A 12906-nucleotide genomic window follows, 5' to 3' on the forward strand; every position below is an offset into this window, starting at 1 on the left:
ACAATGAGTAAAATTAAAGGCATTTATGCGGCTTCAATGTCGATCTTAAATGATGATTTGACGCTCGATATTAAAAAAACCATTCTGCACGCAGAAATGGTTATAGACAATGGTTGTCATGGAGTGGCTATATTTGGTAGCACTGGACAGGCCCAACTCATACCTGTTTATGAAAAAATTAATTTGTTAAATCATCTGACTTCAAGCAAACATAAAGAAAAGTATATTATTGGCACTGGTTTAAATTCTTTGGGTGAAACAATTAATTTGATGAGAGTTTCAAAATCTTTGGGATTTAATAGATTTTTAATTATGCCACCTGCTTATTATAAATATGGAGATAAAGAGGTAATAGAATTTTATAGTAAAATAGTAGATGTAATTTCTGATTGTGAAATAGTGCTATATAATTTTGAAAAACTATGTGGTTATAAGTTCAGTATTGAGTGTATTGAAGAGTTAGTAAAAAAATATCCAAAAAATATAATTGGACTAAAAGATAGTTCTTATAATCTTTTTGAAAACTTAAAAATAGATAATTTTTCAGTTTTACCTGGATCTGAAACCAAATTATTTAAAGGACTTCAAGTAGGTTGTTCTGGAATTATTACAGCAACATGCAATGCTACTTCTACACTGGCAAGAAAAGTTTATGATGATTTTAATGATGGAAACGAACAGACAGTAAATCAAAATCTTTGTGATGTAAGAGCAGAATTTGAAAAATATAATTTGATTTCAGGTTTACATACTTACTTTAGTAAAAAAGAAATATATTATAAAAATCTTTTGCCACCACTAAGTATTTTAAACTCTAAAGAGGAATCAGATTTGATAACAAATTTAGAGAAATTAAATTTTTCATTAAATAATACTAAGGCAGCTTAGATGCAATTAGCTAGATTTTTAAATAATGTTTTTAAAAAAGATGGATTTATCTTAATTGATGCTAATTCTAAAAGCTATATTATTGGTAACCCAAAAAGTGAAAATCCTATTAAACTGAAAATATTAAATAAAAACCTTCATTACAAATTATTATTTCATCCTGATTTATATTTTGGTGAAGCTTACACTGATGGAGAAATAATTATAGAAAATGGAACATTAACAGATTTTTTAGATCTTTCTTTAATGAATTTTGGTAGAGGTGAGATAAATTTTTTTAGTTCTTTAATCAATAAGTTAAGAGGTACTTATAGATATTTCACTAATTTTAATTTTATAAAAAAGTCTAAGATGAACGTTTCACATCATTATGATATTTCTGATGATCTTTATGATCTGTTTTTAGATCCTAAAAGACAGTATTCATGCGCATACTTTAAAAACGAAACAGATACACTTGAAACAGCACAAAATAATAAAATCCAACATATAATTAAAAAACTTAATATAAAACCAAATCAAAAAGTCTTAGATATCGGGTGTGGATGGGGATCTTTAGCAATTGATATAGCGAAAAGTGCAAATTGCGAAGTTACGGGAATTACTCTTTCTGAAAATCAATTTAATTACTGTAAAAAAAGAGCAAAAGAACTTAATTTAGAAAATCAATTACATTTTAAATTAATTGACTATAGAGAGCTAAATGAAAAATTTGATAGAATAGTAAGTGTTGGAATGTTTGAGCATGTAGGAAGAAAATTTTATAGAAAATTTTTTTCACAAGTCGAAAAACTTTTGAAAGATGATGGAGTATCTTTAATTCATACAATAGGATCAGTGAACCCCCCAAGAGACCCACATCCCTGGATCACAAAATATATTTTTCCCGGTGGATATACTCCAAGTTTGAGTGAGGTAAGTCCTCATATTGAAAAGTCTGGATTGATCGTTGCAGATATTGAGGTTTTAAGGCTTCATTACATGCACACTTTAAGACATTGGAAAGAAAATTGTCTTAAAAACAAAGAAAAAATAATTCAAATGTTTGATGAAAGGTTTTTTAGAATGTGGGAATTTTATCTTGCAGGTTGTGAGATGGCATTTAAATGGGGCGATCAAGTTGTATATCAATTTCAATTAACAAAAAATTACTCTTCAACACCGGTCACAAGAGACTATATTTATCAATAAATTATTGATAGATATAAATTTCCTTAAATGAAAAAAAAGAAAAAAAGAACTAAAAAAAATTTTTCTAAAAATAAAAAAAAATCCAAAAAAGCTTTAAAAAGAGTCAAGAAAAGCAATATTAAAAAAGTAAAAGTAAGACAAAAAAAAACTTCTAAAAAAAGAAAAGTTAAAAAATCGAAAAAAGTAATAAAAAAATATAAATCTATTGAATCAAAACAGTCAAATTTTCTTTTAAAGGTAATTAATTTTCAAAATTCTATAAAACCTGAATTAAAGTTTAAATTTAATTTTGGTTTTGAAAAATATATCCAGGCATTTTTTGATAAAATAGCAGAGACAATTTCACAGTATAAAATTTTAAAAAAAGATGAAGCAAGAAGATTAAAATTAGAAAAACAAGAAAAAGAACGATTAGAAAAGATTGAAACTGCAAAAAAAAAGCAAAAAGAGGCTGAATTAAAAGTTAAATTAAAAGAACAAGCTTTAAAAGATGAAATTAGATTAGAAAAGCAAAGAACAAAAGAAATAAAATTATTCTTAAGAAAAGAACAAGCTCTTTTAAGAATTGAACAAGCAGAAAAACAAAAGCAATTTTTACAACAATTAAAATTAGATAAGCAAATTGAAAAATTCAGAGTTAGAGAGGTTAAAGAATTAGAGAAATTGGAAAAAATTTCCTTAAGAGAAAAGAGAGAGGATTATGCTGGCTTACAACAAAGAATAGAAAAATTAAAAGAAAAATATCGAATTATAAGAGATCAAAAAATTAGAGAAAGAGTAGAGGCTTTAGGAGTTAAAATTCAAGGAGATGAGGATAGAGAAACACTTTTACAAAAAGAAAAAGAATATACTTTAGCTAGACAGAAAATTGAGTTTGCTCTCGAAAGTTTTTACAGAAGTGCTAGCAGTTTAGTATTTCAATTAAACAAAAGACACATAACAAGACATATGTCTATTTTTAGATGTATAGACAGAAGATTTGAAACAGGAGAAATATTTGTTAAATGGGATGAAGCCTCAGATGAAGAATGGCTTTTATTAATTTATATAAAAAATAATTCTCCAGATGAAGGAATAGTTATTGAAGACAAAACCAATCCGGAAAAAAATATTTCTCATGAGTTTAAAAATAATGAAATATTTAAGGCCTCAGATACTATGGTTGATGCTCTTACGCAGTTAATCGCGAGAAAAAGAGCCAAAAATATTAATTAAATTATCACACATAATTAAGTATCATTAAGAATGTTACTTTCTTCAATACTAATGTTTATTTTGTATCTAGTATTAAAATATGTTCTTGCATGGATAAGGTATTTTAACAGTCTCGACTCTAGATTAGGCCAATCTACATGGCGATGGAGTTATGATTATCCCGTAGTTGGTGAAAGGGATATTTCAGATCTAGATGATAAAACTTTTGTTAGACTGAGGAGAAAAAGAAATAGAGTTATAACTGTTATGTATTCAATTTTATTAATTATGTTTTTATTATCTATGTCTTTACTTAGTGAATTTTTAATATTTTTTTTAACTTAGTTTTTTAAGTTGTTTTTTATTTTTTAAATATAAAAAAAAAGCAATTATTTCATAACCATATTTAAAGATTGTGAAAATTATTGGTAGTTTGAAAAATTTATATAAAAATTTATATTTTGGGATTTTTTTCCAAACATAAAGAAATGCCTCAGCTCCTTGAATAATTTTACCATTCTCCTTAACATGCAATCTTCTTAATAATTCTTTATCATTTCTAAATGTTTCTTTTTCAGCATCTGAGTTATTTGTTATATCTACCCAGTCAATATCTTTAATATTTTCTTTTTTATATAAGTTAATTTCTGATCTACAGATTTTACAAGAGTTATTAAAAAATACTTTCATTTGATAATCATTAACTTTTAGTAAGAAATTGTACATGCGTAAAATGATCAGTTGAAAAATATCAACAAACCACTATTTAAGATGAATGAGTAATTTCTTTAATAAGTCTGATTTAACAAGACAGGATGCAGATAAATTAGTATCTGAAACATTAAATAGTTGTGATGATGGTGAGCTTTATTTAGAGGAGTCTAAATCAGAATCAATTTTGTTAGATGACAACAAAATAAAAAGCTCGAACTATAGTTCTGATTTAGGATTTGGTTTTAGAGCTATTTCAAACGAGGTTGTTGCTTATTCGTATTCAAACGAAATATCAAAAGATTCACTAAAAAATTCTTCAGAAAATCTTAAATCAACTCTCAAGTCTATTAAAGGCACATATAATCATGAAATTCCAAAATCTAATAAAAAATTTTATAAAGATATAAATCCAATTGAACAAAAAACTTTAGATTCAAAATTAGAAGTATTAAATAAAGTAAATGAATTTTTAAGAAAAAAAGATGGATCAGTAAAACAAGTAACAGCTAGTTTTGCTGGTGAGCAAAAATCAATAGAAATTATTCGATCTGGTGGAGAGTCGCTTACTGATGTACGTCCGTTAATTAGATTTAACGTCTCAGTGATGTTAGAAAAAAATGGAAGAAAAGAAACAGGTGTATATGGAATTGGTGGTAGACAATCTTATGATGATTATTTAAAAAATGACAATTGGAAAAATGTTTGTGAAGAGGCTTTTAGAATAGCATCAGTAAATTTAGAGAGTAAACCAGCACCTGCTGGTGAGATGAAAGTAGTCCTAGGACCTGGTTGGCCTGCCATCTTAATTCATGAAGCGATTGGTCATGGTCTAGAAGGGGATTTTAATAGAAAAAAAACATCAGCATTTCATAATCTTATGGGCGAAAAAGTTGCAAGTGATGGGGTAACAATTGTTGATGATGGTACGATAGATAATAGAAGAGGCAGTTTAACAATTGATGATGAAGGCACACCAACCGAGCGAACAGTTTTGATTGAAAATGGTATTCTTAAAAATTTTATGCAAGACAGGCACAATGCAAGATTAATGAATACAAGATCTACTGGATCTGGAAGAAGAGAAAATTATAGACATATTGTTTTGCCAAGAATGAGAAATACTATGATGTTAAGTGGTAATCAAACTCAAGATGAAATGATCAAATCTGTTGATAAAGGAATTTTTGCAGTAAGTTTTGGAGGTGGCCAGGTAGATATTACATCTGGAAAATTTGTATTTAATTGTACTGAGGCTTACGAAATAAATAATGGTAAAATTGGATCTCCAATTAAAGGCGCAACACTAATTGGTGATGGACCATCAATACTTAAGGAAGTATCGATGGTAGGAAATGATATGATGTTAGATCCAGGAATAGGAACTTGTGGAAAAGCAGGACAAGGAGTTCCTGTGGGAGTCGCTCAACCTTCAATTTTAATCGATAAAATGACAGTTGGTGGAACAAAACTTTAAAGTATTATGGTTAAAGATCAGGAATTTTTAAAATCTAAAGCTTCATATTGTTTAGATTTGGCAAAAAAAATGGGAGCAACTGATGCAAGTGTTACAGTTGGTCACTCAATCTCAGAAACAGTTAATTTTAGAAATAAATCCCTAGAAGCGTCAGATAGATCAGATGGATTGGCATTAAGTATAGAAACTTATTTAGGTAAAAGAAGATCATCAATTTCATCATCAAATTTACTAGATGAAAATATTAAAACTTTAATTGAAAAGTGCTTTGAAACTACAAAAATTACACCAGAGGATGAATTTAATTCTTTGCCGGATAAAAATTTATTAGCCAAACAAATTAGTAGCCTTAATTTGTATGATGAAACAAGATTCGAAAACGATAAAAAAATAAAATATTTAAAAGATTTAGAGGAATCTGCATCGTCAGAAAATCAAATCATAAATACAGAATCTAGTTTCACTGAAAATAAATCAAATTTTATATTAGCTAATAGTGATGGTTTTTGTGACGGTTATAAAACTTCTTCTTTTACTGCTTCTTGCGTAACAGTTGCAAAAGATGAAAATAGCATGGAAAGAGACTACGAATTTTCTAGCAAACGTCATTTGCCTGATATTAAGCAAGCAACAGATCTCGGAAATAAAGCTGCTGAGCAAACTATAAGAAAATTGAGTCCAAAAAAAATTGGAAGTGAGAAGATAAGCATAATTTTTGATAAAAGAATTTCAAAGGGAATGTTAAGTGTTTTTGCAAGTGCAATATCTGCCTCCGCAATTGCAAGAGGTACTTCATTTTTAAAGGATAAAATTGATGAACAAGTTTTTGCTGATTCGATAAATGTAATTGATAAACCAGATATTATTAAAGGAATGGGTTCTCAAAATTTTGATTCAGAGGGTGTAAATTCATCTACATTACAACTCATAGAGAATGGAATACTTAAAAATTATCTTGTCGACACATACAATGGTAAAAAATTAAATTTAAAATCAAATGGAAGAAGTGGTGGAACTACCAATTTATATTTTGAAAAAGGAAATATAAGCTATGAGGATCTTTTAAAAAAAAATTCAAGAAGTCTTTATATTACCGAAACTATTGGTCATGGGTCTAATCTTGTAACTGGAGATTATTCAGTAGGTGCAACTGGTTTTTTAGTTGAAGATGGAGAATTTAAATATCCTGTTAATGAAATAACAATTGCTGGTAATTTCAAGGATATGTTTAAAAATATTATTTTAGCTAATGATTTAGAATTCGAATATTCAGTCAATTCACCAACTATGATGATAGAGGGTATGACTGTTGCAGGAAAATGAGTAGTTATTGTGTAATTGGCTCTGGAATTTCTGGAGCAACAATAGCTAATTTGTTAAGTAAAAAAAATTCTGTACATATTTATGATAAAGCTCGGGGCCCAGGTGGCAGATCTTCTTTTAAAAGATTAAATAAGTCAAAAGGATTTGATCACGGAGCACAATATATTTCTCCAAAAACAATTCAATTTAAAAAATTTATTACAAATTTATGTAAAAAAAAAATTTTAAAAAAATGGAGTGGCAAACATATTTTTTTAAACAAACTAAAAAAAGAAAATAAAAATCATATTAAAATAATTGGTTGCAAAGGCAACAACGATATCAGCAAACATTTAATAAAGAATATAAATTTTAATTTTCAAAGTGAATTAGAGAAGATTAAATTTGTAAACAAAAAATGGAAGCTAGTCTTTAAGAACAATAAAACAAAATATTATGATAAATTAGTATTAACTTGCCCATTCCCACAATTAAAAAAATTATCAAAAAAATTTATTAAGGATCCATTCATTAACCAAAAAATCAAAATGGATGCAAATATTACAGTCATGATCGAAATTAAAAAAACAAATAAAAACATATCAAGTTATTTATTTAACGATAAAATTTTAGGATGGGCCGCTAAAGAAAATAGTAAAAAAAGATTTAAAAGTAAAAATGATTTATGGACTTTACAGAGCACAAACCTATGGGCAAATAAAAAAATAAATAAAAATAGAGAAAATAAAGAAAAAAACTCAAAGATTTTAATTGATCAATTTTTTAAACTTACTGGAATTAAAAAAACAAAAATATTAACTTCATTAAATCATGGTTGGAAATATTCTTCAAATTCTAGACCTTTAAAAATTAAAAGTTATTGGAATAACAAATTAAATTTAGGAGTATGTGCAGATTGGTTTGTAGGTCCGAGAGTCGAGGCTGGATGGATAAGTGCAAACGATCTTTTTAAAAAAATAAATAAATAATTTTATTCAAGATTTTTTAAGCGATATTCCCAATTTCCCATTCTCTCATATGTGATTTTAACAATCACTGAAGTTTTTTTATCAAGCCAAATGTCAAAATTTAATTTTTTATCTTCAGGAAGAGACATATCTTTAGATGTAAGTTTGAAATGATCTGTTTCGTATTGTTTACCATTAATTGAAATGTTTTCCTTGCCAATAAAAGTAACAATTTGTTCTTTAATACTTCCAGAAATAGGACTTATTTGGCTTTCTGCTTGTAATATTCTATGACTCCACCAATTTCCAATAATATTTTTTATAGAAGCTTCACCAGAATATGAAGATCCTTTAATATCAAACTTTTTATTATTTTTATTTAATTTTAATTTTACAAATTTTTCTTTTTTATTTTGAAGTGTTTTTGATTGAAAAGATATTAAATTATCTTTTAAATAAATTTCTTCCCCATATCCCTCTACTTTAAATATTGTTGCAGATAGTAATTTTACCTCAAATTTATATTGATTTTTTACTATTGTTTTTTCTCCATCTCTTTTAAAATAATAATTGTTATATCCAATTACCTCATCATTTCTCAAGATCTCCATTTCTATTTTGTCAAATTTGTTATAATGACCAATATGAGCTAAAGAAATTGATGAGAAAAATACAACAAGTAAAATAATTGCAATCTTTTTCATTTACTGATTACAATATTAGAATTTTTCATTAATAGATATAGCTTATTATAATTATGTTTTTAAAAATAAAAAAAATTCCAAAAGTAAAATGGAGCTCAGAAAAACCATTTAATTTTAAACCAAAGCTTTCTACATTTTTTTTCTTATGTTTCGGTTTGTCTCTATTTGGATTAGGTGAAGGATTATTAATTGTTTCATTCACAGGAGCCTCTCCTTGGAGTGTTTTAGCTCAAGGTATTTCCTTAAATATTAATTTAAGTATTGGAACTATTACATTATTAATAAGTATTGCTGTTTTAATTTTATGGATCCCTCTTGGGCAAAAACCAGGGATGGGCACAATATTTAATGCTTTGATAATTGCAATTATGATTGATCTTTGTATCAAATATGTTCCAACACCATCAAATTATATTCATCAATTATTTTTAGCTGTAATTTCTGTAATCATGGTTGGAATAGGTGGGGGTATTTACTTAGTATCAAATTTAGGAGCCGGTCCTAGAGATGGGCTTATGATAGGATTACAAAAAGTAACAAATTTTCCTATAGCTGTAGTAAGAGCAACATTAGAAATTTCAGTTGTAAGTATTGGATGGTATTTAGGAGGAACAGTAGGGGTTGGAACTTTACTGTTCGCGTTTGGCATAGGTCCTTGCGTTGCTCTAGGACTTTATTTAGTTGATAAAACTTTTGATTAGGCTGCGGCTGTAGCTTTTTCGCTTTTCTTTCTTTCGTGTGGATCAAGAATTGCTTTTCTCAATCTACAAGAGTCTGGAGTTATCTCTAAAGCTTCATCAGTATTAAGCATACTTAATTGTTCAGCAATAGACATTGTTCTGACGGGTGTAAGGACAACATTTTCATCAGTACCTTGAGTTCTCATATTGGTCAATTTTTTACCTTTCATAACGTTGATTATCATGTCACCTGGTTTAGGGGAAAGACCAACTATCATTCCAGGATAAACAGCATCATTATGAGTTACAAACATTTCTCCTCTTGCTTGTAGGTTAAATATCGCGAATGCAACTGCTTTTCCCTGTTCCATAGAGATTAATGCTCCATTTCTTCTACCTTCCATTTCTCCTTCAAAGGGACCATAGCTATGGAATATTCTATTTATCACTCCATTTCCTTTTGTAAGCGTAAGAAATCTACTTGTGTATCCCATTAACCCTCTTGTAGGTGCATGAAAAATTAACCTTTTTTTATTGGTTCCAGTATCTTTTAATTCTATTAGTTTACCTTTTCTTCTGTTCATGGAGTCAATTACTTTTGACGAATGTTCCTCATCAAGGTCCATGGTAATTTCCTCAATTGGCTCAAGTTTATTTCCACTTTCATCAGTTTTATATAATACTTTTGGAGGACTAACTGTCATTTCAAAACCTTCTCTTCTCATTTGAGTTAAAAGAATTTCTAACATCAGTTCACCTCTACCACTTACGACAAAAGAGTCTTTACCTTCGTTTTCAGAAAATGTAATTCCAACGTTGTTTTGAGCTTCTTGAACCAATCTATCTCTTATTTGGGTGCTAGTTAATTTTTTACCTTCTGTTCCAGCTAAAGGTGAAGTATTTACAGTAATTGTAATTGACATTGTAGGAGGATCTATCGGAGTAGCAGGGATCGGCTCATTTACTTCTAGATCACATATGGTATCAGCAACGTTTGCTTTTTCTAATCCAGCAACAACTACAATATCCCCAGCTTCACCAACATCTATTGGAACTTTTTTTGTTCCTTCATATCTAAAAATCTTTGTTAATTTTCCTTCATCAACTTTTTCACCATTTAAATTGATTGCTTTTATAGACTGGTTCGCTTTTGCAGTGCCTTGTGTAATTCTTCCAACTAAGCTTCTTCCTAAAAAACTATCTGCATAAAGTAGCGTTGACAACATTGCAAAAGGTTTAGTTTTATCAAGTTCAGCAGGTTTTACATGATCAACAATTAAATCTAACAAAGGATTTAAATTTTCTCTTGGACCATCAACTTCATGGTCTGCCCAACCTGATCTTCCACTTGCATATAGAACTGGAAAATCTAATTGTTCTTCATTTGCATCTAAGCTAACAAACAAATCAAATGTTTCATCCAAAACTTCATTAGCTCTTTGATCAGCTTTATCTAATTTATTAATAACAACAATTGGTTTTAATCCCTGTTTAAGAGCTTTGGATAATACAAATTTTGTTTGAGGCATAACACCTTCTGCAGAGTCAATTAATAGTAATGCTCCATCTGCCATACTTAAAACTCTTTCAACTTCAGCAGCAAAATCTCTGTGGCCTGGAGTATCGATTATATTTATTCTTGAATTATTCCAATTAATTGAAGCAGGTTTAGCTAAAATTGTAATTCCTCTTTCCTTTTCGAGCTCACCTGAGTCCATTAATCTTTCATCAACAACTTCATTCTCTCTAAATGAACCGCTTTGTTTCATTAAATTATCAATTAGAGTAGTTTTGCCATGATCAACATGGGCTATGATTGTAATGTTTCTGATATTATTGCTCATAAATTCTGGCTCTTATACATATTTAAAAGGATATTAAAACTCAAAAAAACTCATAACTGGCTTGAATAATTTTCAAAATTCAGGATTAATTTGTCTTTTTTTGCTTATCTTTTTTAAGTTTTCTTTTTTCTTTAAAGCTCAATTTAGGTTTTTTTTTAACACTAGAGTCTTTAAATGATTTACCGCTATATCTTTTTGACATAATTAGTCTTCACATAAAAAAAAGGCCATCTTAAGATGGCCTTTTAAATTTTGTTTAAGAAAATGAGGGATTACATTCCCATTCCACCCATTCCTCCCATGCCGCCCATACCACCAGGCATACCACCAGGCATTCCGCCAGCAGCATCTTTTTCCTCTGGTTTGTCAGCAATCATTGCTTCTGTAGTTACTAATAATCCAGCAATTGAGGCAGCGTCTTGTAAAGCAGTTCTCACAACTTTAACTGGGTCTATGATACCCTTTGCAAACATGTCACAATACTCTTCGTTTTGAGCATCGTAACCGTTAGTTTTTTTCTTCTGCTCTAATAATTTACCAACTACCACTGAACCATCTACACCAGCATTTTTAGTAATTTGTCTAATCGGAGCTTCTAATGCTTTTCTTACAAGATCCACACCAGCTTTTTGGTCATCACCTTTTGCTTTAACCTTATCAAGCTCTTGAGCAGCATAAAGAAGAGCACATCCACCACCAGTTACAATACCTTCTTCAACGGCAGCTCTAGTAGCGTTTAAAGCATCTTCAACTCTGTCTTTTCTTTCTTTAACTTCAACTTCGGTTGCACCACCAACTTTGATAACTGCAACTCCACCAGCTAACTTAGCTAATCTCTCTTGAAGTTTTTCTCTATCATAATCAGAAGTAGTTTCCTCAACTTGTTGTTTGATAGATGAACATCTTGCTTCAATGTCAGATTTTTTACCACTACCATTAACGATAGTACTATTATCTTTATCAACTTTGATTTTCTTACAAGATCCAAGATCATCAAGTTTAACATTTTCAAGTTTTATACCTAGGTCTTCAGATATAACCTGACCTCCTGTTAAAATTGCGATATCTTCAAGCATAGCTTTTCTTCTATCACCAAATCCTGGAGCTTTAACAGCCACAACTTTTAAACCGCCTCTTAGTTTGTTTACAACTAAAGTAGCTAAAGCTTCCCCTTCAACATCTTCAGAAATAATCATCAGTGGTCTACCAGCTTGTACAACAGCTTCTAATAAAGGAACCATTGGTTGCAAGTTAGTTAATTTTTTTTCGTGTAAAAGAATAAAAGGATTTTCTAACTCTGTAGTCATTTTATCACTGTTAGTGATAAAATATGGTGATAGATATCCTCTATCAAACTGCATACCTTCAACTACATCTAATTCTGTTTCAATACCTTTATTTTCTTCAACAGTAATAACTCCCTCGTTTCCAACTTTCTGCATAGCTTTTGCAATCATTGTTCCAATTTCTTTATCGCCATTTGCAGAAATTGTACCAACTTGAGCAATCTCATCACTGTCTTTTACTTTTTTTGCAGATGCAACAAGACTATCTTTTACTGTTTCTACAGCTGCATCAATACCTCTTTTTACATCCATAGGATTCATACCAGCTGTTACGTACTTCACACCTTCTTTTACAATAGCTTGTGCAAGTATAGTTGCAGTAGTAGTTCCATCACCAGCTTCATCGTTAGTTTTGCTAGCAACTTCTTTAACCATTTGTGCACCCATATTTTCAAATTTATCTTCAAGGTCTATTTCTTTAGCAACAGACACACCATCTTTAGTAATTCTAGGTGCACCATAAGATTTATCCATTACGACATTTCTTCCTTTTGGTCCTAAAGTTACTTTAACAGTGTCAGCTAAGATATTTACACCTCTAATCATTGCTGCTCTTGCTTCAGCATCAAATTTAACAACTTTTGCCATTATTTTTCTCCTT

The 12906-nt window shown here is 29.4% G+C and carries 12 protein-coding genes; 8 read left to right on the forward strand and 4 right to left on the reverse strand.

Annotation, left to right across the window (positions count from 1 at the left end; translation table 11 throughout):
- Positions 1-3 precede the first annotated feature (3 nt).
- Genes ACTT9X_RS00870 through ACTT9X_RS00885 form a run of 4 tightly spaced genes read left to right on the forward strand, consistent with a single transcriptional unit; the run spans position 4 to position 3618 of the window.
- Positions 4-888 (forward strand): dihydrodipicolinate synthase family protein, encoded by an 885-nt coding sequence (locus tag ACTT9X_RS00870; RefSeq protein WP_440933815.1) that lies wholly within the window; start codon positions 4-6, stop codon positions 886-888.
- Positions 889-2079 (forward strand): class I SAM-dependent methyltransferase, encoded by a 1191-nt coding sequence (locus ACTT9X_RS00875; protein ID WP_440933816.1) that lies wholly within the window; start codon positions 889-891, stop codon positions 2077-2079.
- A 27-nt stretch (positions 2080-2106) separates the two neighbouring features.
- A complete protein-coding gene (locus ACTT9X_RS00880) occupies positions 2107-3294 on the forward strand; it encodes a hypothetical protein (RefSeq protein ID WP_440933817.1) in 1188 nt (395 codons plus the stop codon).
- Positions 3295-3324: 30 nt separating this feature from the next.
- Positions 3325-3618 (forward strand): hypothetical protein, encoded by a 294-nt coding sequence (locus ACTT9X_RS00885; protein WP_440933818.1) that lies wholly within the window; start codon positions 3325-3327, stop codon positions 3616-3618.
- On the opposite strand, the gene ACTT9X_RS00890 is transcribed toward ACTT9X_RS00885, so the two are convergent.
- Complete coding sequence (locus ACTT9X_RS00890; RefSeq protein ID WP_440933819.1) at positions 3610-3963, reverse strand: thiol-disulfide oxidoreductase DCC family protein; 354 nt, start codon at positions 3961-3963, stop codon at positions 3610-3612. The two genes, ACTT9X_RS00885 and ACTT9X_RS00890, sit on opposite strands and share 9 nt — an antisense overlap.
- Positions 3964-4048: 85 nt before the next feature.
- Here ACTT9X_RS00890 and ACTT9X_RS00895 point away from each other — a divergent pair, with 85 nt between their 5' ends.
- The 3 genes from ACTT9X_RS00895 to ACTT9X_RS00905 are packed head-to-tail and all read left to right on the forward strand — an operon-like array spanning position 4049 to position 7752.
- Positions 4049-5461 (forward strand): TldD/PmbA family protein, encoded by a 1413-nt coding sequence (locus ACTT9X_RS00895; RefSeq protein WP_440933820.1) that lies wholly within the window; start codon positions 4049-4051, stop codon positions 5459-5461.
- A gap of 6 nt (positions 5462-5467) precedes the next feature.
- Positions 5468-6784: a TldD/PmbA family protein gene (locus ACTT9X_RS00900; protein ID WP_440933821.1), complete on the forward strand. Its 1317-nt coding sequence runs from the start codon at positions 5468-5470 to the stop codon at positions 6782-6784.
- Positions 6781-7752, forward strand: a complete 972-nt coding sequence (locus tag ACTT9X_RS00905) for an NAD(P)/FAD-dependent oxidoreductase (RefSeq protein ID WP_440933822.1) — start codon at positions 6781-6783, stop codon at positions 7750-7752. Before ACTT9X_RS00900 ends, ACTT9X_RS00905 begins: the two co-directional genes overlap by 4 nt.
- A gap of 2 nt (positions 7753-7754) precedes the next feature.
- Here the strand turns inward: ACTT9X_RS00905 and ACTT9X_RS00910 are convergent, their stop codons facing one another.
- Positions 7755-8435 carry a DUF6134 family protein gene (locus tag ACTT9X_RS00910; RefSeq protein ID WP_440933823.1) on the reverse strand — a complete coding sequence of 227 codons (681 nt, stop codon included), beginning with the start codon at positions 8433-8435 and terminating at the stop codon, positions 7755-7757.
- 53 nt (positions 8436-8488) lie between these two features.
- Between ACTT9X_RS00910 and yczE the strand changes: the two genes are divergently transcribed.
- Positions 8489-9136, forward strand: coding sequence for a membrane protein YczE (gene yczE, locus ACTT9X_RS00915; RefSeq protein WP_440933824.1), 648 nt, complete (start codon positions 8489-8491; stop codon positions 9134-9136).
- Here yczE and typA read toward each other — a convergent pair.
- Both typA and groL read right to left on the reverse strand, forming a co-directional pair.
- The gene (gene typA, locus ACTT9X_RS00920; RefSeq protein ID WP_440933825.1) at positions 9133-10959 is read right to left on the reverse strand and encodes a translational GTPase TypA; all 1827 of its coding nucleotides are present in this window, start codon (positions 10957-10959) and stop codon (positions 9133-9135) included. The genes yczE and typA overlap by 4 nt on opposite strands.
- A gap of 272 nt (positions 10960-11231) precedes the next feature.
- Entirely contained in the window at positions 11232-12893 is a 1662-nt protein-coding gene (groL, locus tag ACTT9X_RS00925; RefSeq protein ID WP_440933826.1) for a chaperonin GroEL, read from the reverse strand.
- Positions 12894-12906: the final 13 nt, after the last annotated feature.

Source organism: Candidatus Pelagibacter sp. (assembly GCF_052049855.1).
Taxonomy (GTDB): Bacteria; Pseudomonadota; Alphaproteobacteria; order Pelagibacterales; family Pelagibacteraceae; genus Pelagibacter.